Source organism: Nonomuraea montanisoli, assembly GCF_013363975.1.
GTDB classification, from domain to species: domain Bacteria; phylum Actinomycetota; class Actinomycetes; order Streptosporangiales; family Streptosporangiaceae; genus Nonomuraea; species Nonomuraea montanisoli.
The window spans coordinates 14,122-34,730 of record NZ_JABWGN010000025.1; the positions used below are offsets into that span (position 1 = coordinate 14,122).

The 20,609-nt window shown below is 72.0% G+C and carries 19 protein-coding genes; 8 read left to right on the forward strand and 11 right to left on the reverse strand.

Annotated elements, in window-relative coordinates:
- Positions 1-90: 90 nt before the first annotated feature.
- Positions 91-1,710: a M23 family metallopeptidase gene (locus HTZ77_RS48895; RefSeq protein ID WP_407940646.1), complete on the reverse strand. Its 1,620-nt coding sequence runs from the start codon at positions 1,708-1,710 to the stop codon at positions 91-93.
- A 398-nt stretch (positions 1,711-2,108) separates the two neighbouring features.
- Positions 2,109-3,392, reverse strand: a complete 1,284-nt coding sequence (locus tag HTZ77_RS42155) for an MFS transporter (RefSeq protein ID WP_175595402.1) — start codon at positions 3,390-3,392, stop codon at positions 2,109-2,111.
- Between the two features lie 70 nt (positions 3,393-3,462).
- On the opposite strand from HTZ77_RS42155, the gene HTZ77_RS42160 reads away from it, so the two are divergent.
- From HTZ77_RS42160 to HTZ77_RS42185, 6 genes are all read left to right on the forward strand, one after another.
- On the forward strand, positions 3,463-4,077 hold the full coding sequence (locus tag HTZ77_RS42160; protein WP_175595403.1) for an ArsR/SmtB family transcription factor: 615 nt from the start codon (positions 3,463-3,465) through the stop codon (positions 4,075-4,077).
- Between the two features lie 236 nt (positions 4,078-4,313).
- A complete protein-coding gene (rpsB, locus tag HTZ77_RS42165) occupies positions 4,314-5,285 on the forward strand; it encodes a 30S ribosomal protein S2 (RefSeq protein ID WP_175595404.1) in 972 nt (323 codons plus the stop codon).
- Positions 5,286-5,947: 662 nt separating this feature from the next.
- A complete protein-coding gene (tsf, locus tag HTZ77_RS42170) occupies positions 5,948-6,781 on the forward strand; it encodes a translation elongation factor Ts (protein ID WP_175595405.1) in 834 nt (277 codons plus the stop codon).
- Positions 6,782-6,916: 135 nt separating this feature from the next.
- The gene (gene pyrH / locus HTZ77_RS42175) at positions 6,917-7,615 is read left to right on the forward strand and encodes a UMP kinase (protein ID WP_217709034.1); all 699 of its coding nucleotides are present in this window, start codon (positions 6,917-6,919) and stop codon (positions 7,613-7,615) included.
- A gap of 42 nt (positions 7,616-7,657) precedes the next feature.
- Positions 7,658-8,215 carry a ribosome recycling factor gene (gene frr, locus HTZ77_RS42180; protein ID WP_175595406.1) on the forward strand — a complete coding sequence of 186 codons (558 nt, stop codon included), beginning with the start codon at positions 7,658-7,660 and terminating at the stop codon, positions 8,213-8,215.
- A gap of 60 nt (positions 8,216-8,275) precedes the next feature.
- Positions 8,276-9,154, forward strand: a complete 879-nt coding sequence (locus tag HTZ77_RS42185) for a phosphatidate cytidylyltransferase (protein WP_328809089.1) — start codon at positions 8,276-8,278, stop codon at positions 9,152-9,154.
- 58 nt (positions 9,155-9,212) lie between these two features.
- Here the strand turns inward: HTZ77_RS42185 and HTZ77_RS42190 are convergent, their stop codons facing one another.
- Positions 9,213-10,235, reverse strand: coding sequence for a suppressor of fused domain protein (locus tag HTZ77_RS42190; RefSeq protein WP_175595407.1), 1,023 nt, complete (start codon positions 10,233-10,235; stop codon positions 9,213-9,215).
- Between the two features lie 190 nt (positions 10,236-10,425).
- Here HTZ77_RS42190 and rlmN point away from each other — a divergent pair, with 190 nt between their 5' ends.
- Positions 10,426-11,529 carry a 23S rRNA (adenine(2503)-C(2))-methyltransferase RlmN gene (gene rlmN, locus HTZ77_RS42195; RefSeq protein ID WP_175595408.1) on the forward strand — a complete coding sequence of 368 codons (1,104 nt, stop codon included), beginning with the start codon at positions 10,426-10,428 and terminating at the stop codon, positions 11,527-11,529.
- Positions 11,530-11,796: 267 nt separating this feature from the next.
- Here the strand turns inward: rlmN and HTZ77_RS42200 are convergent, their stop codons facing one another.
- Positions 11,797-12,468, reverse strand: a complete 672-nt coding sequence (locus HTZ77_RS42200; RefSeq protein WP_175595409.1) for a hypothetical protein — start codon at positions 12,466-12,468, stop codon at positions 11,797-11,799.
- Positions 12,465-13,250: an ABC transporter ATP-binding protein gene (locus HTZ77_RS42205; protein WP_175595410.1), complete on the reverse strand. Its 786-nt coding sequence runs from the start codon at positions 13,248-13,250 to the stop codon at positions 12,465-12,467. The genes HTZ77_RS42200 and HTZ77_RS42205 overlap by 4 nt, the downstream gene beginning before the upstream one ends.
- A 109-nt stretch (positions 13,251-13,359) precedes the next feature.
- On the opposite strand from HTZ77_RS42205, the gene HTZ77_RS42210 reads away from it, so the two are divergent.
- Complete coding sequence (locus tag HTZ77_RS42210; RefSeq protein ID WP_175595411.1) at positions 13,360-13,917, forward strand: DivIVA domain-containing protein; 558 nt, start codon at positions 13,360-13,362, stop codon at positions 13,915-13,917.
- 13 nt (positions 13,918-13,930) lie between these two features.
- Here HTZ77_RS42210 and HTZ77_RS42215 read toward each other — a convergent pair whose 3' ends face one another.
- From HTZ77_RS42215 to iolC, 6 genes are all read right to left on the reverse strand, one after another.
- Positions 13,931-14,569: an HAD family hydrolase gene (locus tag HTZ77_RS42215; RefSeq protein WP_205304646.1), complete on the reverse strand. Its 639-nt coding sequence runs from the start codon at positions 14,567-14,569 to the stop codon at positions 13,931-13,933.
- A 68-nt stretch (positions 14,570-14,637) separates the two neighbouring features.
- Positions 14,638-15,678, reverse strand: coding sequence for an AI-2E family transporter (locus tag HTZ77_RS42220; RefSeq protein ID WP_175595412.1), 1,041 nt, complete (start codon positions 15,676-15,678; stop codon positions 14,638-14,640).
- Positions 15,679-15,783: 105 nt separating this feature from the next.
- Entirely contained in the window at positions 15,784-17,646 is a 1,863-nt protein-coding gene (iolD, locus tag HTZ77_RS42225; RefSeq protein WP_175595413.1) for a 3D-(3,5/4)-trihydroxycyclohexane-1,2-dione acylhydrolase (decyclizing), read from the reverse strand.
- Positions 17,643-18,497: a 5-deoxy-glucuronate isomerase gene (iolB, locus tag HTZ77_RS42230; protein ID WP_175595414.1), complete on the reverse strand. Its 855-nt coding sequence runs from the start codon at positions 18,495-18,497 to the stop codon at positions 17,643-17,645. The genes iolD and iolB overlap by 4 nt, the downstream gene beginning before the upstream one ends.
- Positions 18,494-19,399: a Cgl0159 family (beta/alpha)8-fold protein gene (locus HTZ77_RS42235; RefSeq protein WP_175595415.1), complete on the reverse strand. Its 906-nt coding sequence runs from the start codon at positions 19,397-19,399 to the stop codon at positions 18,494-18,496. Before HTZ77_RS42235 ends, iolB begins: the two co-directional genes overlap by 4 nt.
- Positions 19,396-20,319 (reverse strand): 5-dehydro-2-deoxygluconokinase, encoded by a 924-nt coding sequence (gene iolC / locus HTZ77_RS42240; RefSeq protein WP_175595416.1) that lies wholly within the window; start codon positions 20,317-20,319, stop codon positions 19,396-19,398. The genes HTZ77_RS42235 and iolC overlap by 4 nt, the downstream gene beginning before the upstream one ends.
- Positions 20,320-20,609: the final 290 nt, after the last annotated feature.

Consider the following 20,609-nt stretch of genomic DNA (forward strand, 5'->3'; position numbering starts at 1 on the left):
TTGGTCCGGGGCATTGTGTCGAGGGTCAGTTGAGTTGCGTCTGGTGTCCGTCCCGTTCCTCAGCGCTGCGTCTGATGCCCGTCCCGTTCGCTAGAGCTGTGTCTGCTGTCTGTCCCGTTCCTTGGAGGTGCGTCTGCTGTCCGCCGCGTTTCTTGGTGAGCGTGGGCGCTTTCGGTGGACACCTCGTACCGGCTGGCACCTCGGTTTGGGTTTGATCCGGCGGCTCCGCGGTTTGCGGTGGCGCAGGAGTATGACCAGGAGCAGGCCGGCCAGGATTGTGGCCGTGCCCAAGGCGCCGGCTGCGGGGGCTGCGGCTGGGCCGTGAGGGAACCGTAGTGACCACACGGTGTATGCGGAGCTTGGCGTCCTGGGGGAGGCTTCTGGTGACGCGCATGGCAGAGGGCTTGTCAGGGCGGTGAGGAGAAGGTCTGGGTGCTGCATCGGTAGCGGTGACGTGCTGCTCGTCGGGATGTCAGGTCTGACAGCGACGGCAGCGACGGCAGCGGTGTCGTCGCTTTGCCGTTCTTCTTCGGCGCGGGCGTCGCGGCGGCCGACTCGGGCCACATCGTGGCCTTGGGCCTGAGCATGGTCGTCCGTCCAGGTGTGGCGTGTGGTTCTCGCGCTCGCGATCATTCTCGGGGCAGGAACCATCGGTTGATGAGGTTCCGTTGTCCGTGGGGTGGGGCGCTCGGCCGAATTGGCGACATACCCTGCGGGGACGATGTCGTGCGTCTCATGTGCCGCTGGGGGCTCAGGGGGTGTCGCCGGGACCTTGGGCGTGGCCCATGGTGACGACGTCGGCGGCGGGGCGGTGGAGGGCGCGGTGATGAGCGAGTCTGTGGGCCTGCCTCCTGCCTCCACGCCCGGCGACGCGAGCGACGCTCCGCTGGGCCCGGGAAGCAGGTCGTCCAGCGGCCCTGCTTCGTCGATCCTCGGCTCCGGGGTCCAGAACGGGAGTAGGCGGATGCGGGCCTGTCCCAACAGGAGAAGGGGATCCAGGTAGCGCGGCGGTCTGATGAGGCCCCAGTGCAAACATGACTCTGCGCAGTGGCCTGCCGATTCCTCCAGCGTTCCGAGCCGGTCTCCTGGCGAGACGCGCTGGCCGCGGCGCACCGAGGGGGCGACCGGGAGGTACGTGGTGCGCAGGCCGCCGGGATGCTCGACGGACACCACGCCTCGGCCTGCGAGTCGGCCGGCGTAACGCACGGTGCCGGCGCCGGCCGCCAGCACAGGTGTCGCGGGCGGGGCGGCGAGGTCGATGCCGCGATGGCCGGCCAGCCAGCGTTCGCGGGGCGGGGCGAACGGGCGCACGATCCTCGGGCGGCCCTCCACGGGCCAGCGCCACACCGCAGGAGCTGCTGCCGCGGGCGATGCAGGCAGCAACGGGATGAATGCCACGACGACGAGCAGGAGCAGCATCGCAGCCGCCCCACCGGAGAGGGAGCGGGAGCTGTTCGGGTGGGCCTTGGGTAGCGCTGGGCGGGAGCTGTTCGGGTGGGCCTTGGGTAGCGCTGGGCGGGAGCTGTTCGGGTGAGCCTTGGGTAGCGGTGGGCGCGAACTGTTCAGGTGGGTTGCGGGTTGAGGTGGGCGGGATCCGTTGAGGTGGGCGCTGGGTAGAGGTGGGCAGCGCCTGTCGTGGAACGTGCGTAGGGGCGAGGGGAACCTGTGCGGAGGAGAGATGCGGGCGGGAGCGTGGGGGGTGGTCGGCATGCCGGGCAGTCTCGCCGGAGCCTGAGCGGGTGTGGGAAGGCGAACGCGGTTCTGTGGATGGGGAGGCGTTGTCCACAGGGGGAGCGGAGGTCGAGACCAGGGAGTGGTCCTCGAGGCGAGGGAGTGGAGGACGAGGCCAGGCGCGGTGATCGAGACGAGGTCGCGGTGGTGGGAGCCGGGGAGTGCGAGGCTAGGGCGCGGTGGTGGGGGCCGGGGAGTGAGGGTCGAGGTCAAGGCGCGGTGGTGGGGGCCGGGGAGTGAGGGTCGAGGTCAAGGCGCGGTGGTGGGGGCCGGGAAGTGGGGGCCAGGGCCAGGGAGTGGGGATCGCGACCAAGCCCATGGTCGCGGTTCAGGCCGTGCGCCGACGGCACGGCCACGGTCGAGCACGTGGGTCTCGTTCAGGGAACTCGTTCGGGTGAGGGCGTGTCATGGCGCGCGACGCGGCCCGGGCGCAAGGGGGAGACCCAGATCCACAGGCTGCTGAGTGCTATGCCCGCAGCCGAGACGAGGATCACCGCGCGGAGGCCCAGCCACTCCGCCAGGAGGCCGCCCGCCAGGCCGCCGAGCGCCATGACTCCCTGCACCGCGAAGGTCATCGTGGCGTTGACGCGGCCACGCAGCTCCGGTGTGGCCTCCCGGAGCGTGATGGCGCCCATGCAGGTGGAGAACGCGACCACGATGGCGCCGGTGAGCGTCCCCGTCACGGCGAGCACCCCGACCTTCCACCAGAGCGGGCCGCCCAGCAGGCCGACGACCAGGATCTCCAGCGGGAAGAACAGCACGGACACCAGCAGCACGCGGTTCTCGCCGAAGCGGCCGGCGACGCGGGTGGTGATCCAGGTGCCGAGCAGGCCGCCGAGGCCGCTGCAGGCGATCAGGGCCCCGATGAGCCCCTTGGGGATGCCCAGGGTGTTGACCATGTACAGCATGTGCACCGCGACGTACGTCATCGCGAAGAAGTTGATCGTGACGCCGGCGCCGAGGAGCGCGCGCAGCACCGGGTTGGTCCCGCTGACGCGGAGTCCTTCGACCACGTCGCGCCACATGCCCTGTGACCGGGCCGGTTCGTGGCGGTCCGGGGTGCGGATGGAGCGCAGCAGCAGCGCCGACGCCAGGAACGACAGGGCCTCGGCCAGTACGGCGAGCGGGGCCGTGAGGACCTGCACGAGCAGGCCCGCCAGGCCCGGGCCCGCGACCGTGGCGACGGAGTAGGACGCCTGCAGCCCGGCCATCGCCTCGGTGCGCTGGGCGGGGGAGACGACGACGGCCAGGTGGGGGAAGTTCGCGGCCTTGAACATCACCGCCGCCGTTCCCACGACGAGCGCGACGGCGATCAGCCATGGCGTGTTCAGGATTCCCAGCAGCCAGGCCAGCGGGATGGTCGCCGCAGCCAGACCGGACACCACCTCGCAGGCGATCATGGCGGGCCGGTGCCGGGTGAGCCGGTCGGCGATCGCGCCGGCCTGGAGGCCGAACACCAGGGCGGGCACCGAGGCGGCGGCCGTGAGGAGCCCCATCTCGGCTGGGGAGGCCGTGAGGAGCGTGACCGCGGTGAGGGGGATGGCCAGCTTCGACACTTCCGAGCCGGTGATCGACACGGTGCGGGCGCCCCACAGTAAGCGGTAGTCGCGCTGCCTGCGGAGCGGTATCACGGCAGCGGAGGTGTGAAGGGAACGCTTCATAAAGTATGAAAGTAATGCTTCAGAGTTGTGAAGGCAATGCTTCACGTCGGGATCCGGGTACCTTGGGCGCATGACGCGGGAGAAGGAGAGCCTCAGCGACCCCAAGGCGATGCGGGCTCTGGCCCATCCCGCGCGGCTGGCGATCCTCAGCCGGCTCGGCGCCGGCGGCAGCGTCACGGCCACCGACGTCGCCGAGGAGGCGGGCATCACGCCGAGCGCGGCGAGCTACCACCTGCGCATGCTGGCGAAGTACGGGTTCGTGGAGGACGCCCCGCCCCGCGGGGACGGCAGGGAGCGCCTGTGGAAGGCGGCGGACAAGAGCTTCGCCGTCGGCCGGCTTCCCGACGACCGGCCCGAGGTGCGGGAGGCCAAGGACCTGCTCATCCAGGCGTTCCGCAAGGAGGCGGACGAGGAGGCGCGGCGGGCGCTGGCCGGCCTCGACCAGGAGTCCGACGAATGGCGTGAGGCCACCCATTTCGGGCGGACCATCCTCCGGGTCGACGCCGCGGAGCTGGCCCGGCTCGCCCAGGAGATCGACAGGCTCCTGCAGCCGTACATGGCCCGCCACCGCCCGCCCGACGCCGCCCCGCCCGGGGCCCGGGTCGCGGAGGCGCAGGTCAACCTCTTCGCCCACGCGCGCAGGCCGGTGCCGGGCCTGCCCACGGAGGACCACGACACGACCTGACCCGAGGCGCCGCGGTTGACCGGGAGCGGTCAGGCCGGGGTGGCGTCCAAGGTAGACTTTCCGGTGGCCTGTCACCACAGGCCGACTTCGCATGCCCCGTCACGGATCGCACCATCGGTCCGGGCTCAGGCCCGGCTGGCGCGGTCCGGGGCATCAGGGCGGTGGCCGTTCGGCCGCCGCGTCACAACCGAGAATCGCGCCTGCCTGCCGGGCGCCCTGACCTGGAGGACCAGCAGATGGCCCCCGTCGTCACCATGCGACAGCTGCTCGAGAGCGGCGTTCACTTCGGTCACCAGACCCGCCGCTGGAACCCGAAGATGAAGCGCTTCATCTTCACCGAGCGCAACGGCATCTACATCATCGACCTGCAGAAGTCGCTGTCCTACATCGACCGCGCGTACGACTTCGTCAAGGAGACCGTCGCCCACGGCGGCACGATCCTCTTCATCGGCACGAAGAAGCAGGCTCAGGAGGCCATCTCCGAGCAGGCCGCCCGCGTCGGCATGCCGTACGTCAACCAGCGCTGGCTGGGTGGCATGCTCACCAACTTCTCCACCGTGCACAAGAGGCTCCAGCGCCTGAAGGAGCTGGAGGAGCTCGACTTCGACAACGTCGCGGGCTCGGGGCTCACCAAGAAGGAGCTCCTCATGCGCCGCCGTGAGAAGGACAAGCTGGAGCGCACGCTCGGCGGCATCCGCGACATGGGCCGCGTGCCCAGCGCCGTGTGGGTCGTCGACACCAAGAAGGAGCACATCGCGATCAGCGAGGCCAAGAAGCTTGGCATCCCTGTCGTCGCGATCCTCGACACCAACTGCGACCCCGACGAGGTCGACTACCCGATCCCCGGCAACGACGACGCGATCCGCGCCGTCGGCCTGCTGACCCGGGTCGTCGCCGACGGTGTCGCCGCCGGTCTGATGGCCCGCTCCGGCGCCGCCCGCGGTGACGAGAAGCCCGCCGCCGCCGAGCCGCTGGCCGAGTGGGAGCGCGAGCTCATCGAGCAGGGCTCCGGCGAGGCCGCCGCTGAGGCCGCTCCCGCCGACGCTGCTCCGGCCGCTGAGGCTGAGGCCGCTCCGGCCGCCGAGGCTGAGGCTGCTCCGGCCGCCGAGACCGAGACCGAGGCCGCTCCGGCCGCCGCCGAGACCGAGGCCGCTCCGGCCGCCGCCGAGGCCGAGGCCGAGGCCGGCACCGAGCAGCCGCAGGCCTGACCGACCGGTTCCGCCTGACCCGCACCTCGCCCGTCTGTACGGGGCGGACGGGGTGCGGGGCGGGGCGGCGCCGATCGGTGGTCCACCGGTGAGCGCCTGTCCGGAGCGGCATCGCGGGAGGATCCACGCCTCCTGCGGCACCAGGCCCGGGACGACCGAATCGCGGCGACCGAGACGAGGCGCCGAGATCGGGGCGAGCGGGACTGAGGCGCCGAGATCGGGGCGTCCAGGACCGGGACGTTCGGGATCGAGGCGTCCGGGATCGAGCGCCGCGGGTGACCGGGACGCCGTCAACGGGCAGACCGTCACCGGCGGCGCTGTCACCGGGCAGGTCGCCGACCAGGACGCCGCCACCGGACTGGCCGTCGCCGAGGGCGCCTCGGGCGGTCACCCGCCGAGGAGGCCCCGGCCGGCACCGGTCGCGGGCGGCGCCCGGGGCACGGCCGGACCGGTCCCAGGCCCGCACGAGACCGCTCGGCACCAGATCGCTCCGCACAAGGTCGCGGAACCGGGCCCGCCGCCCGGGTTAGCGGCCACCGGCTCGGGTTAGACACCGAGCAAGGCCAAGCTTCCGTACGGCACGCGCCGGCCGTACCACCCCAGGGTGGGAGCCGGACCCGGCGCCCATCCGATCCACGACGAAATCCCACGAGGAAAAAGCAATGGCTTCCGTGAACATGGCCGACGTCAAGCGGCTTCGCGAGATCACCGCTGCCGGCATGATGGACTGCAAGAAGGCGCTCGAGGAGTCCGAGGGCGACTTCGACCGCGCCATCGAGCTGCTGCGCCTGAAGGGCGCCAAGGACGTCGGCAAGCGCGAGACGCGCACCGCCTCCAACGGCCTCGTCGCCCTCAAGCAGGACGGCGACTCCGCCGCCGCGCTGCTCGAGCTCAACTGCGAGACCGACTTCGTCGCCAAGGGCGAGCGCTTCCAGGAGCTGGCCGCCCAGGTCGTCGACCACGTGCTGGCCACCAAGCCGGCCGACGTCGCGACGCTGCTGGAGTCCTCCTTCGACGGCAAGAGCGTCAAGGAGCACCTCGACATCGCCAACGCCGCGCTCGGCGAGAAGATCGAGATCCGCCGCTTCGCGGTGCTGGAGGGCGGCTACATCGGCGCCTACATGCACCGCACCGACCCGGCGCTGCCGCCGGCCGTCGGCGTGCTCGTGCAGCTCGACAAGCCGAACGCCGACGTCGCCAAGGACATCGCGCAGCACGCCGCCGCGATGGCCCCGCAGTACCTGAACGCCGCCGCCGTCCCGGCCGAGGTCGTCGAGAAGGAGCGCAAGCTCTTCGAGGAGATGACCCGCGAGGAGGGCAAGCCCGAGGCCGCCATCGGCAAGATCGTCGAGGGCCGCGTGAACGGCTGGTACAAGGACTTCACGCTGCTCCAGCAGGCGTTCGTCAAGGACAACAAGAAGAGCGTGGGCAAGTACGCCGACGAGAACGGCGTCGAGGTGCTCTCGTTCGTTCGCTTCAAGGTCGGTCAGGCTTAGGCTTGAGCGAACCCTCAGCCCACCGAACCGCCTAAGAAGGAGGCCGCCGCCGTGCAGGACAATCAGGAGCCAGCCACGCCGGCGGCTTCCTCGCATCCCGACCCGATCCAGAGCCCGCTGCGCTGGAAGCGGGTGATGCTGAAGCTGTCCGGTGAGGCGTTCGCCGGCGGCGACCCGCTGGGGATCGACCCGCTCGTGGTCGACCACCTGGCCGACTCCATCGCCGAGGCCGTGCGCGAGGGCGTGCAGGTCGCGGTGGTGGTCGGCGGTGGCAACATGTTCCGCGGGGCCGCCCTGTCGGAGCAGGGCATCGACCGGGCCCGCGCCGACTACATGGGCATGCTGGGCACGGTCATCAACTGCCTGGCGCTGCAGGACTTCCTGGAGCGCCGCGGCGTCGAGACGCGTGTCCAGACGGCCATCACCATGCAGCAGGTGGCCGAGCCGTTCCTGCCCCGCCGGGCGATCAGGCACCTGGAGAAGGGCCGTGTGGTGATCTTCGGGGCCGGGCTGGGCTCGCCGTTCTTCTCCACCGACACCGCCGCGTCCCAGCGAGCCCTGGAGATCGGCGCCGAGGCGCTGCTCAAGGGCACCCAGGTCGACGGCGTCTACGACTCCGACCCGCGCAAGAACCCGGACGCGGTGCGGTTCGACCACCTCGACTACGGCGAGGTGCTGATCCGCGACCTGCAGGTCATGGACGCGACCGCCATCAGCCTGTGCAAGGACAACGACCTGCCGATCGTGGTCTTCGATCTCATGGGTGAGGGCAACATCCTGCGAGCGGTCCGCGGTGAGAAAATCGGCACGCTGGTGAGTCCCGCAGGCAAGTGAGCGAGCGAGCCCGATCCGCCAGCTAGAAGACAGGGAGCCGCTGTGATCGACGAAACCCTCCTCGAAGCCGAGGAGAAGATGGACAAGGCCGTGTCGGTCGCGAAGGAGGACTTCGCGGGCATCCGCACGGGACGTGTCACCCCCTCGATGTTCAACAAGATCAGTGCTGACTACTACGGTTCGCCCACCCCGATCCAGCAGCTGGCCTCGTTCCACGTGCCCGAGGCCCGCATGGTCATCATCCAGCCCTACGACAAGGGCTCGATGGCCGCGATCGAGAAGGCGATCCGCGACTCCGACCTCGGCGTCAACCCCGGTAACGACGGCCAGGTGATCCGTGTGACGTTCCCCGAGCTGTCGGAGGAGCGCCGCAAGGAGTACATCAAGGTGGCCCGCAACAAGGGCGAGCACGCCAAGGTGTCGGTGCGCAACATCCGCCGCTCCGCCAAGGAGATCCTCGACAAGATGATCAAGGATGGCGAGGCGGGCGAGGACGAGGTCCGGCGCGCCGAGAAGGAGCTGGACGACTTGACGCAGAAGCACGTCGCGAAGATCGACGAGCTGCTCAAGCACAAGGAAGCCGAGCTGCTCGAGGTCTGAGCGGCGACCGCCGCACGGCCCTCGCCCGATGGCGGGGGCCGTGGCTTATGGAGAGTCTCTGTGGAAGAACGTACGGCTGGCAGCAGTCCGAGCGGCGGCAGCCGTACGGGACGCAACCTGCCCGCCGCGATCGCGGTGGGCGTGGGGCTGGGCGCGCTGGTCATCGCCACCCTCTACACGATCAAGGAGCTCTTCCTGGTCGTGGTCGTGGCGGCGGTGGGCATCGGCGTGGTCGAGATGACGCGCGCGTTCGCCTCCCGCGGCATCCGCGTGCCCGTCGTGCCGGTGCTGGTCTCGATGGCCGCGATGCAGGCCGGCGCGTACTGGGGCGGTCCGGCGTGGCTGCTCGGCGTGTTCGTCGTGTCGGTGTTCGTCGTGCTGATCTGGCGGATGTTCACGGGCGGGGACGGCGAGGGAGAGCAGGGCCAGGGCGCGGCCGGGCGCACCGCCGGGTACGTCCGCGACGCGACGGGCTCGGTCTTCCTGCTGGTCTACCCGCCGCTGCTGGCCGGGTTCGTGGCGCTGCTGCTGGCGCCGGGCGACGGCCGCGACCGGGTGATCGTGTTCATCGCGGTGACCGTGGCCAGCGACATCGGCGGGTACGTCGCCGGAGTGCTGTTCGGCCGGCACCAGCTCACCGTGATCAGCCCGAAGAAGACCTGGGAGGGGCTCGCCGGGTCGGTCGTGGCCTGCACCCTGGTCGGGGGATGGCTGGTGACCTGGCTGCTCGACGGGCAGATCTGGCAGGGCGCGCTCATCGGCGCGCTGGGCGCCGTGCTGGCGACCGTGGGCGATCTCATCGAGTCGATGATCAAGCGGGATCTCGGCATCAAGGACCTCGGCACGATCCTGCCGGGCCACGGCGGGCTGATGGACCGGCTCGACTCGCTGGTGACCACGCTCGTGCCGGTGTGGCTGCTCATGGCGCTGTTCTTCTAGCCGGCGTCCTCCAGCGCCAGCAAGCGTCTTCCAGCGCCCGCGGGTTCGTCCGGCCGCGTCAGTGGCGGTGTTCTTCCAGTTCCTCGGTCGTGATGGGCGTGAGCCACAGCCAGCGCACCGCCTCACCCCCGAAGGTGAAACCCGACATATCGGGCATGTCGGGTGGGTCGGCCAGCATGAGCACCCCCGCGTACCCCGGTCCCAGGGGGAACGTGGACGGCTCGTGATACCACTTGGCGGTGTGCCCGTGGCCGAGCCAGGTGACCGAGTGCCATGGATACTGCGCCAGCCAGACGAGCAGCAGCGCCGCCTCCCGCGGGTCGTCCCGGGTCGCCACGGCCAGCTCGATCCGCGCGTACGCGCCGGGCTTGTCGATCCACTGCTCGACCGTCGGCATGCGCTGGCAGCTCATGCCAACCGTGGACAGCACGGTGAACTCCCGCTCCTCGTCCGGCGGCCGCTCGGTGATGCCGACCGTGGGCAGCCGCTCGCCGCTCGCGTCCCAGTAGCGGCCGGCGCGGCCGAGCACCCGGTCGAGATGGCTCATCGCGAACTGCTGGAACGACGTCCAGGACCCCTCCGCGTGCCGCCACAGCCAGTACGAGCGGGCGTTGGAGATCCGCGGCGCCAGCCCCTCCAGCGCCTCGGCCAGCGCCCAGGCGAACGGCGACTCGCCCACCGCGTCGCGGGCGTAGCCGGGCATGCCCCTGCTCATGTCGGCCCAGCCGGGGATGACGGCCAGCAGTTCGTCGTCCTCGTAGATCGCGACGCCGTCGCCCTCCTCGAACCACAGCACGGACAGCCGGCCGAGCGGCCCGCGCCCGGCGGGATGAGTGGTGCCGGGCCGCGGCATCAGCGGCGGCCGGCCGGAGTTGAGACGGGCCAGATCGACCACGGGCGGGGCGGGACGGTGGTTGGCCAGCCACACCGCGCCGTGCACGGCGCCGTCGGGCGAGCACAGGTAGGCCACCGAGGCGTCCTCGTCGCGCTCGACCACGAGCGTGCGACTGCCGTACGGGTTGCCGGCGGTGAGGACGACCTCGGCCCGCCCCTCGCCAGACGCCGACCGGAAAATCGCCATACGAGATGACTGTAGATCGGCGGAGGACCCGGGGGCGAGCGGTATCGCGATGACGCCGTTCCCTGGAGCCCCTTGTGGCCTGAAGGCACTCGGGTGGCCGAAGTTCCGCGCGGGAAGGCGTCCGGAATGACGCCCGCGCGCCGAGCGTTCACTACCCTGGTCGGTAACCCCTCTAGCAGAAGGCAGTCCCGTGTCCCAGCAGCCAGGTCAGCTCACGTTCGTCGCGCCGCGCAGGGCCAAGCCCGCCCGGCACCTGGCCGACCTGTCCATGGCGGACCGCCGGGCCGCGGTCACCGAGCTGGGGGAGAAGGCGTTCCGCGCCGACCAGCTCTCGCGGCACTACTTCGAGCGCCTCACCACCGACGTGGCCGCGATGACCGACCTGCCCGCGGCCTCGCGGGACAAGCTCGCGCAGCTGCTGCCGTCGCTGCTCACGCCGGTCAAGGAGCTGACCACCGACGGCGGCACGACCCGCAAGACGCTGTGGAAGCTGTTCGACGGGGCGCTGGTGGAGTCGGTCCTCATGCGCTACCCCGACCGGGTCACGATGTGCGTCTCGTCGCAGGCGGGGTGCGGCATGAACTGCCCGTTCTGTGCGACGGGCCAGGCCGGGCTGACCCGCAACATGTCGACCGCCGAGATCGTCGAGCAGGTCGTGGCGGGCGCGCGGGCGCTGGCCGCCGGTGAGGTGCCGGGCGGGCCCGGCCGGGTCAGCAACGTCGTGTTCATGGGCATGGGCGAGCCGCTGGCCAACTACAAGCAGGTGATCGGGGCGGTGCGCCGCCTGGTGGATCCGGCGCCGCACGGGCTCGGCATCTCGGCGCGCGGCGTGACGGTGTCCACGGTGGGCCTGGTGCCGGCGATCGGCAAGCTCGCCGAGGAGGGGCTGCCGGTGACGCTCGCGCTGTCGCTGCACGCGCCGGACGACGAGCTGCGTGACACGCTGGTGCCGATCAACACGCGCTGGAAGGTCTCCGAGGTGCTCGACGCGGCGTGGGCGTACGCGGCGAAGACGAAGCGGCGGGTGTCGATCGAGTACGCGCTGATCAAGGACATCAACGACCAGGAGTGGCGGGCCGACCTGCTCGGCAAGCTGGTGCGCAACAAGCTGGTGCACGTCAACCTCATCCCGCTCAACCCGACGCCGGGCTCGAAGTGGACGGCCTCGCGGCCGGAGGACGAGCGGGCGTTCGTGCGGCGGCTGGAGTTCCACGGGGTGCCGGTGACGGTCCGCGACACCCGGGGGCGGGAGATCGACGGCGCCTGCGGGCAGCTTGCCGCCGCTGATGTCTGACACCTCTTTTTTCTGTTACGGCCAAGCCCGTTTCTTCTGTTACGGCCAAGCCCGGCCGGCGCCACCCGCCGCACGGGGCTGAGGGCCTCCAGGGAGACGGCCGCTGAACCCGCACGGGGCCGGCGGCCGTTACGCACGCAACGCCGGCCGGGCACGGTTCACAGGCTGGGCCGGTGTCGCCCCCCAGGGTGGGCCCATGCGCCTCACAGGGTGAGCCCGAGCCTCCTCACAGGACGGCCCCGTGCCCACCACGACATCCCTCAGTCGTCACGGTCTGCTGCGGCGTAGGTAGCCGTACACGGTCAGGGCCGCCAGGCACCAGGCGAGGGAGATGGCGGTCAGCCCCGGCAGCTCGGTCACGAGCCGCCCCGCTCCGGCGGCCTTCATCCAGGCCGTGACCGGCACCGTGAGCCAGTAGGCCGGTGAGGCGCCGACCAGCAGCATCATCAGGAACCCCGCGACGAGCGCCGTGACCGAGTACGCCGGCGACGGCATGACGGGCCGGCTGGTCAGAGCGCCGAGCGCGACCCCGGCCAGGACGGCGAGGCCGTGGAGCACCACCCCCGCGGACACGACCCCGCGCGACGGCGTGGCGGACAGGCCGAGCATCAGCCCGCACCCGAGGGTCAGCGCCGCGAACGCCGTGCACGTGACCAGCGCCGCCAGCAGCCCGGCGGCCACCTCGCGCAGGCGCCCGCCGGCACCGGTCGCCGAGATGGCGCGCTGCTCGTCCGGCTCGGTGTCGAGCAGACCCCGAGCCGCCCACGCCAGGAACGGGATGACCAGCACGGCCGAGTCGGTCAGCGCCGCCGCCTCGGCCCCCCGGGGCGCGCGGCTGGCGTACACGATGGAGATCATGACGAGGATGGGCAGCAGGGCCTGGAAGACGCGGTGGGAGCGCACGTAGGCCGCGATGCGGAAGACCACCAGGGCGATCATCTGGCCTCCTCCTCGGTGAGGGCCCGAGCCGGGTAGCCGTCGTCGCGCATCCGCCGGAGGAAGCCGTCCAGATCGCGGGCCGGCACGCGCACCTCCACGGCGACCGCGTCCCCCGACGCCGCGAACACGCCCGGAGAACCGTCCAGCGAATCGTCCAGGGCCGAGGAATCCGCGGGCGACGACGATGGCGGGTGCTCGATCAGGCGGGCCGACCGTAACGACCAGAGCCGCACCCCGTCCAGTGTGCCCAGTCCGCCCTGGTGGTCGCTGGCCACCACGATGCCGCCCCGCTCCGTCACCTCGGTGACGATCTGCGGCAGCGCGTCCCGCGTGTCCTGGTCCAGGCCCGCGAACGGCTCGTCCAGCACCAGCAGCCCGGGCTCCGCCATGAGGGCCTGCACCAGACCGACCTTGTGCGCGGTCCCCTTCGACAGCTCGCGCAGCCGTACCTCCGAGAAGGCGTCGAGGCCGACGCGCTCGGCCCACGGCTCCCAGCGGGCACCGCCGCGGACCCGCGCCATGTGGCGCAGATAGCCGGCCACCGTGAACGGCTGCCCGGTGGGGAAGCGGTCGGGGACGTACCCGACGACGGCGGGGCGGTCGGTGACGGCGCCGGAGGTGGGGCGCGTGAGACCGGCCAGCAGACGCAGCAGCGTGGACTTGCCCGCGCCGTTGGCTCCGGTCAGCTCCACCACGTCACCAGGGGCGAGGCGGGCCTCGGCGGCCTCGATGACGTAACGGTCACGCCTTCGGTAGCGGAAAGAGACCTGAGTGAGCCACATGGTGCTGTAACGGTATAGGGCGGCTCGCATCGTCGTGATAAAGAACCGCACAATAGAGATCGAACCCATCCGAGATCGAACCCCTCAGTAGATTCCGGGAGGAGTGGGCTTGAACCGCTTTCCGCGCGTCATGGGCATGCGTTCCGGATATGACCCGGCGGAGGTCGACGCCCTCATCGGGCGGATCGAGTCGACGTTGGGCCGGGGAGCGCGTGACGTGGATCCCGTGACCGCCGACGACGTTCGCCGGGCGACGTTCCGTCCCAAGCGTGGCGGCTACCACGAGACGGCCGTGGACTTCGCCCTGGAGGCGTTCGTGGTGGCGCTGGAGACGCAGGCCAGGAGTCCCATCAGGCTGGCCATGACCGAGCCGACCGGGGAGATGCTGCGTGAGGAGTGGTTCGAGGCCCAGGCGGCGCGGGTGGAGCGGGTGGCGTTCCGGCCGGGCCGGATGGGCACCGGCTACAACGAGGACGAGGTGGACGCCTTCCTCGACCGGATCGTGGCGACGCTGCGCGGCACCACCGAGTACGCGGTGACGGCCAAGGAGGTGCGGGAGGCGAGGTTCTCGACCGTGCTGCTCAGGTCGGGCTACCTGATCTCGGACGTGGACGCGTTCCTCGCCGGCATCTCGGACGTCCTGGAGCAGCGCGTCACCTCGCCGTAGCCCTCGCGCGGTGTCAGAGGAGGTCGGCGAGGTCGCGCAGGTCGGGCAGGACGTCCTGGGGCACCGACGGGTCGGCGGGCCGCAGGCCCATCCGGTTGATCCACACGCGGCGCAGCCCCAGCCGGTGCGCCGGGACGAGGTCGTGGACATAGCTCTGCGCCACGTGCACCCACCGCTCCGGCTCGAACGTGTCCCGGAACGTCGTGAAGTGCGCGTGGTCGGGCTTGTAGGCGCCGACGTCCTCGGAGGTGATCACCGCGTCGAACGTCACGGGAAGCCGCCGCCGCGTCCCGGCGATGAGGTCGCGGTCGCAGTTGGTCAGCAGCGCGAGCCGCCAGCCGGCCGCGCGCAGCCGTCCGAGCTCGGCGCCGACCTCGGGGAAGACCGGCCAGTACGGGAGCGTGGCGGCCAGGATGCCGGCGTCGTCGGGGCGCAGCTCCACCCCCTCCTGCGCGCACGCGCGGCGCAGGGACTCGGCCATCACCTCGTGGTAGCGCATGCCCGGCGACTCCTCCTGGACCGCCTGCTCGTGCGGAATGTACGCGTCGAGCAGCCGCTCGCCATGTCCGGGCGCGACCAGTTCGGCGCTGGTCGCGATGCCGTGCCGCCAGTCCACCAGCGTGCCGAAGCAGTCGAACGTCACCCATCGCATGAGGACCATCATGACGCACGGCGATCTCCGCGCCCGGATCGGGTGAGACCTCAGGATCGGGTGGGACCTCAGGTGGCGTCCGCGGGCAGGGGCGGAGGCGGGTGGGCCGGGAGCGCGCGGGCCGGTGGCGGGGCGCCGCGGTCGCGAAGCAGCGCCACGATCACCGCCGTCACCGGGGCGGCCAGGAACGCCCCCGTGATCCCGGCGACCAGGCTGCCCACGGCGATGGCGACCAGGATGACCGCGCCGGGCAGGTCGAGCGTCCGCCCGTAGATCTGGGGCGCCAGCACGTGCCCTTCGAGCTGCTGCACGAGCACGGTCACGACCACGACGGCCAGCGCCACCACCCAGCCCTTGGCCACGAACGCGACCACCGCCGCCAGCAGCCCCGCCACGAACGCCCCCACCACCGGCAGGAACGCGCCCACGAACGTCAGCACCGCCAGCGGCAGCGCCAGCGGCACGTGCAGGATCCACAGCGCCATCCCGATGAAGAACCCGTCCACCGCGCCCACCAGGGCGACACCGCGGATGTAGCGGCCGAGGACGTCGAAGACCAGCTCGCCGGCGCGCTCGGTGCGCGGCCGGGCCGGGGCGGGCAGCAGCTCGGTCAGCCACCGCCACAGCCGGTCCCCGCCGTGGACGAAGTAGACGGCCAGGATGACGGACAGCGCCGCGCCCACGATGATCTCCCCGACCGTCCGCACGCCGGTGAGCGCCCCGGTGGCGATCTTCTGTCCCTGGGCGGACAGGTAGTCCCTGGCGTGGACGGCCAGCGTCTCGCCGTTGAGGCCGAACCGGGAGACCAGGCCGTTGAGATCGCCGAAGGCCGTGCCGACGCTGGTGCGCAGCTGCGCGAGGCTGTTCGCGGTGGGCGGCACGAGGATCGCCACCAGCGCCGCGGCCAGCAGGACGCCGCCCGCGAACACCGCCGCGGTGGACAGCGCCCGGTTGAGACCGCGCCGCCGCAGCCAGCGGGCCGGGGGCAGCAGCAGCGCGGTCACGAGCAGGCCGACGATGACGGAGATGGCGACGGTGCGCAGGACGGAGAACAGGTAGAGCCCCACCGCGATGAGCGCGACCCAGCCCAGCGCACGCCACACCCTCATTCCGCCCCCCGACGTCATGCCTGGTCAGAGGCGTTCCCCCGGATCTCTCCGGGCAACCACCCGGGCAACCACGGCGACAGGGGCGGCGCACCCGCGGGCCGGCCGTCAGAGGTGCCGGCGCTGCTCCTTCCTGGCCGACTCGTACGCCTGCCGCGCCTGCTCGCCCGCGGCCGTGGTCGAGACCTCCGCCACCGGCACGTCCCACCACGCCTCCGACGAGGGCGCCCGGCTCGCCGGGTCGGTGCGGACGTACACGACCGTGGTGGTCGTGGCGGCCCGCGCCTCCTTCAGCGCCTCGCGCAGCCCGGCGACCGTGTCGGCGCGCAGCACCGTGGCGCCCAGGCTCGCGGCGTTGGCCGCGAGGTCCACGGGCAGCGGCCCGCCGTCGTAGCGGCCCGAGCCCCGGTAGGCGTACGACGTGCCGAGCCGTTCGGCCCCGACGCTCTCCGACAGGGCCCCGATCGAGGCGAAGCCGGAGTTGTCCACCAGGACCACGACCAGCTTGACCCCCTCGGCCACGGCCGTGACCAGCTCCTGGGCCATCATCAGGTAGGAGCCGTCGCCCACCAGGACGAACACCTCCCGCTCGGGCGTCGCGAGCTTGACCCCGAGGCCGCCCGCGATCTCGTAGCCCATGCAGGAGTAGCCGTACTCGACGTGGTAGGCGCCGGGGCCGCTGGGCCGCCACAGCTTGTGCAGGTCGCCCGGCATGGAGCCGGCCGCGCACACCACGACCCCGTCGTCGCCGGCGGCGGCGTTGACCGCGCCGATCACGGCGGTCTGCGGCAGCGGGGAGCCGTCCTCGAGCGACGCGGACGGGTCGTAGGCGGCGTCCACCGTGGCGTCCCAGGCGCGGATCAGGGCGGCGGCCCGCTCGCGGTGCGCGGCGCCCGTGTCCCAGCCGGCCAGCGCCTCGCCCAGGTCGGCCAGGCCCTCGCGGGCGTCGCCCACGAGCTGCAGCCCGGACAGCTTGGCCGCGTCGAAGCCGGTGACGTTGAGGTTGACGAAGCGCGTGCCGGCCGCGAACAGGGAGTGGGAGGCGGTGGTGAAGTCGCTGTAGCGGGTGCCGACGCCGATGACCAGGTCGGCCTCGCGGACGACGGCGTTGGCGGCCGTGGTGCCGGTCGCGCCGACCGCGCCCAGCGCCAGCGGGTGGCCGTGGGGGAGGGCGCCCTTGCCGGCCTGCGTCTCGGCGACCGGGACGCCGTGCGTCTCGGCGAACTCCCGCAGCCGGTCGGCGGCCTCGCTGTAGAGGACGCCGCCGCCCGCGATGATCACCGGACGGGTGGCCGACCTGATCAGCTCGGCGGCCCTGGCCACGGCGGCGCGCTCGGGCCGGTGCCGGGGGACGTGCCAGACCCGGCGCTCGAACAGCTCGTCCGGCCAGTCCCACGCCTCGGCCTGGACGTCCTGGGGCAGCGCGAGGGTCACCGCGCCGGTCTCGGCCGGGTCGGTGAGCACGCGCATGGCCGCCAGCAGCGCCGAGGGGAGCTGCTCGGGACGGTTGACGCGATCCCAGAAGCGGGAGACGGGCTTGAAGCAGTCGTTGACCGACACGTCGTACGAGCGCGGGTCCTCCAGCTCCTGGAGCACCGGGTTGGCGACGCGGGTGGAGAACACGTCGCCGGGCAGGAGCAGCACGGGCAGCCGGTTGATGGTCGCCCCGGCCGCACCCGTGATCATGTTGGTGGCGCCGGGCCCGATCGAGGTGGTGCAGGCCAGCGTGGACATCCGGTTGGCGGCGCGGGCGTAGGCGGCGGCCGTGTGGACCATCGCCTGCTCGTTGCGGCTGAGCCGGTAGGGCAGGTCCTCGGCGGAGGTGGCCAGCGCCTGGCCGAGCCCGGCGACGTTGCCGTGGCCGAAGATGCCGAGGCAGCCGCCGAACAGCCGGTGCTCGGCGCCGTCACGCTCGCTCCACTGGGCGGCCAGGAAGCGCACGACCGCCTGGGCGACGGTGAGGCGCGTCATCGCCCGCCCCCGAACGGCAGGCGCGGGTCGATCGCCTGGTCCTGCCAGGTGGCGCGGATCCAGGCGTGGCGTGGGTCGTCGCAGAAGGCCATGCTCCGCTCCTCGGCCGGTCCGGCCAGCACGTTGAGGTAGTACAGGTCGTAGCCGGGGGCCGCCATCGACGGGCCGTGGTAGCCGTAGGGCACGAGCACCACGTCACCGGACGACACCTCGGCGAGGGTGTCGACGCGGCCCCGCTCGGAGGAGTAGACCCGCTGGTAGCCCTGCCCGTCGCCGGCCACCTCGAAGTAGTAGACCTCCTCCAGCACGGCCTCCTCCGCGCCGGGCGTGTCGTGCTTGTGCGGGGGATAGGACGACCAGTTGCCGCCGGGGGTGAGCACCTCGACGGCCACGAGCTTGTCGCAGGCGAAGACGCCGGGCGCGCAGAAGTTGTTGACCTGGCGGCTGGCCTGGCCCGCGCCGCGCAGCTCGACCGGCACCTCGGCGGCGGGCACGTACCGGGGCTCCAGCGCGCGGGTGGCGCGGGCGGACGGCAGCGCGATCCGGCCCCGGCCCTCCAGCGTCACCTCCGACCCGATCGGGAGGTAGGCGAAGTCGGTCGGGCCGTCGAAGACCGACTCGCGCCCGTCGAGCCGCCACACGGCCTCGGGCGAGCCGGAGGGGGCGCACCGCACGGTGCAGGAGCCCGCCAGAGGCAGGACGATCATCTCCTCGCCGCCCGTGGCGAACGACACCGGTCCGTCTCCCAGCTCGACCACCCGCAGCCCCGAGTAGGTCCACCCGGCCAGCTCCGGGGTGATCTCCACCGACCAGGGCCCGCCGGCGGCCTTGCCGTACGGAAGGTATGTCATGGGCCAACCTCTCGAATCAGCGCGGCCGCACCGTCCACGGCCGTGGCGACGTCGTCGTCCGGAGGGTAGAGCAGGGCGCGGCCGATCACGAGGCCCCGCACGCCGGGCAGGCGCAGCGCGCGCCCCCAGTCGGCGTAGGCGGCGTCGATGTCCGGCGGGTCGCCGCCGAGCAGCAGCGCGGGCAGCGTGGTGGCGTCCATGACCCGCTCCATGTCCGCGACCGCGGGGATCTTCAGCCAGGTGTAGGCGGAGGTGACGCCGAGGGCCTGGGCGACGCTGACGGCCCGGATCACCGCCTCGGGCGACAGGTCGTTGCGCAGTGGCCCGCCGCCGGGGCGTCCCGACCAGAACGGCTCGACCATGGCGACGAGCTGGCGGCGGGCCAGGTCGCTGATGGCGGCGGCGCACGACTCCAGGGTGGTGACGGTCGCGGGGTCGTCGGGGTCGATGCGGCACAGCATCTTGCCGCCGTCGAGCCGCATGGCGTCGATGGAGGCCGCGTCGTACCCGGTGAACCGGTCGTCGGCCTCGAACACCGCCCCCTGGATCCCGCCCCGGTTCATGGAGCCGAAGGCCAGCTTGCCTTCGAGCGCGCCGAGCAGGAGCAGGTCCTCCAGGATGTCGGGGGAGGCGAGGATGCCGTCCACGCCGGGCCGGGACAGGGCGGTGCACAGCCGGTCGAGCAGGTCGGTCCGGCTGGCCATCGCCAGCGGCCGGTCGCGGACGGCCAGCGCGCCGCGGGCGGGGTGGTCGGCGGCGATGACGAGCAGCCGCTCGCCCTCGGCGGGCAGCCCGCGCCGGCGTCGCCGGGCCGCGGCCCGCGCGATCTCTCCCGGCCGGGTGGCCCGGACGCGGGTCAGGTGCTCGTAGGCGGAGCGGGGGGGCAGGGTCACGTCGCTCATAGCAGGGCCAGCACCTCGTCCGTGGTCGGCATGGCGTCGGCGCAGGCCAGGCGGGCGGCCACGTACGCGCCGGCGGCGTTGGCGAAGCGGACCGCGCGTTCCAGCGGCCAGCCCCGGATCAGTCCCAGGCACAGCGCCCCGCCGAAGGCGTCGCCGGCGCCGATGCCGTTGACCACCTCGACCTTGACCGGCTCCACCACGGCCCGCTCGTCGGCGGAGCGGGCGAGCACGCCCTCGGGGCCCATCTTCACCACGGCGACCCGCATCCCGGCGTCGAGCAGCGCCTGCGCGGCGGCCTCCGGGTCGCGGGTGCCGACGGCGTTCTCGACCTCGTCGAGGTTGCCGACGGCCACATTGGCGTGGGGCAGCATCTCGCGCACGCCCCGCCGGGCCGCCTCGGGCGACTCCCAGAGCACGGGCCGGTAGTCGAGGTCGAACACGGTCCATCCGGAACGGCGGGCGGCCAGCGCGGCGGCGTGGGCCGAGCGGCTCGGCTCCTGGCTCAGGCCGGTGGCGGTGAACCAGAACACCGTGGCGTCGCGGATCGCGTCCAGGTCCAGCGACTCGGGCGTCAGCCGGAGGTCGGGTGGATGCTCGCCCCGGTAGAAGTAGATCGGGAAGTCATCGGGCGGGAAGATCTCGCAGAACGTGACGGGTGTCGGCGCCCCCTCGACCGTGGCCACGTACGCGTCGTCCACGCCGAAGCCGCGGATCGCCCGCCGGACGTAGGCGCCGAAGGGATCGGCCCCCGTGGCGGTGATCACCGCGGAGCGCAGGCCGTGCCGGGCCGCCGCCACGGCGACGTTCGTCGGGCTGCCGCCCAGGAACTTGCCGAAGCTCTCGACGCGGTCCAGGCCCACGCCTGTCTGCAGGGGATAGACGTCGACGCCGCAGCGGCCGATCGTGATCAGGTCGAACAACGCACCTCCAGAGGGTCCAGCTCCCCATCATGGCCTATTGTCCTGACATGCAGATGTCTGTTTCGTCCTGCATTCTGCCAGTCCGAATCCCCGCTGGGTAGGTGGCCACGGCCGTTCGGCCCGGAGTGACCGCTGTCGTCACCGATCGGCAAGGCCCTCCCCGGAGTACTGTGGGCACATCCCTGAAATATAGCCAAACCTTTACGTCATCTAGATGTCATGACATATTGGCGTGGGCCCCGTTACGGATGGGTCTGAGGGTTCGGAGGGTTTCCATGGGATTGCGGAGA

Excerpts from the sequence above, each read along its gene's own strand:
- iolD (WP_175595413.1), bottom strand. The coding sequence starts at position 17,646 with ATGACGCGCCTCACCGTCGCCCAGGCGGTCGTGCGCTTCCTGGCCGCC.
- tsf (WP_175595405.1), top strand. The coding sequence starts at position 5,948 with ATGGCTTCCGTGAACATGGCCGACGTCAAGCGGCTTCGCGAGATCACC.
- HTZ77_RS42160 (WP_175595403.1), top strand. The coding sequence starts at position 3,463 with ATGACGCGGGAGAAGGAGAGCCTCAGCGACCCCAAGGCGATGCGGGCT.
- HTZ77_RS42220 (WP_175595412.1), bottom strand. The coding sequence starts at position 15,678 with ATGAGGGTGTGGCGTGCGCTGGGCTGGGTCGCGCTCATCGCGGTGGGG.
- iolB (WP_175595414.1), bottom strand. The coding sequence starts at position 18,497 with ATGACATACCTTCCGTACGGCAAGGCCGCCGGCGGGCCCTGGTCGGTG.
- HTZ77_RS42205 (WP_175595410.1), bottom strand. The coding sequence starts at position 13,250 with ATGTGGCTCACTCAGGTCTCTTTCCGCTACCGAAGGCGTGACCGTTAC.
- HTZ77_RS42155 (WP_175595402.1), bottom strand. The coding sequence starts at position 3,392 with ATGAAGCGTTCCCTTCACACCTCCGCTGCCGTGATACCGCTCCGCAGG.
- HTZ77_RS48895 (WP_407940646.1), bottom strand. The coding sequence starts at position 1,710 with ATGCCGACCACCCCCCACGCTCCCGCCCGCATCTCTCCTCCGCACAGG.
- rpsB (WP_175595404.1), top strand. The coding sequence starts at position 4,314 with ATGGCCCCCGTCGTCACCATGCGACAGCTGCTCGAGAGCGGCGTTCAC.
- HTZ77_RS42215 (WP_205304646.1), bottom strand. The coding sequence starts at position 14,569 with ATGCGATGGGTGACGTTCGACTGCTTCGGCACGCTGGTGGACTGGCGG.
- HTZ77_RS42190 (WP_175595407.1), bottom strand. The coding sequence starts at position 10,235 with ATGGCGATTTTCCGGTCGGCGTCTGGCGAGGGGCGGGCCGAGGTCGTC.
- HTZ77_RS42200 (WP_175595409.1), bottom strand. The coding sequence starts at position 12,468 with ATGATCGCCCTGGTGGTCTTCCGCATCGCGGCCTACGTGCGCTCCCAC.
- pyrH (WP_217709034.1), top strand. The coding sequence starts at position 6,917 with ATGCTGAAGCTGTCCGGTGAGGCGTTCGCCGGCGGCGACCCGCTGGGG.
- HTZ77_RS42235 (WP_175595415.1), bottom strand. The coding sequence starts at position 19,399 with ATGAGCGACGTGACCCTGCCCCCCCGCTCCGCCTACGAGCACCTGACC.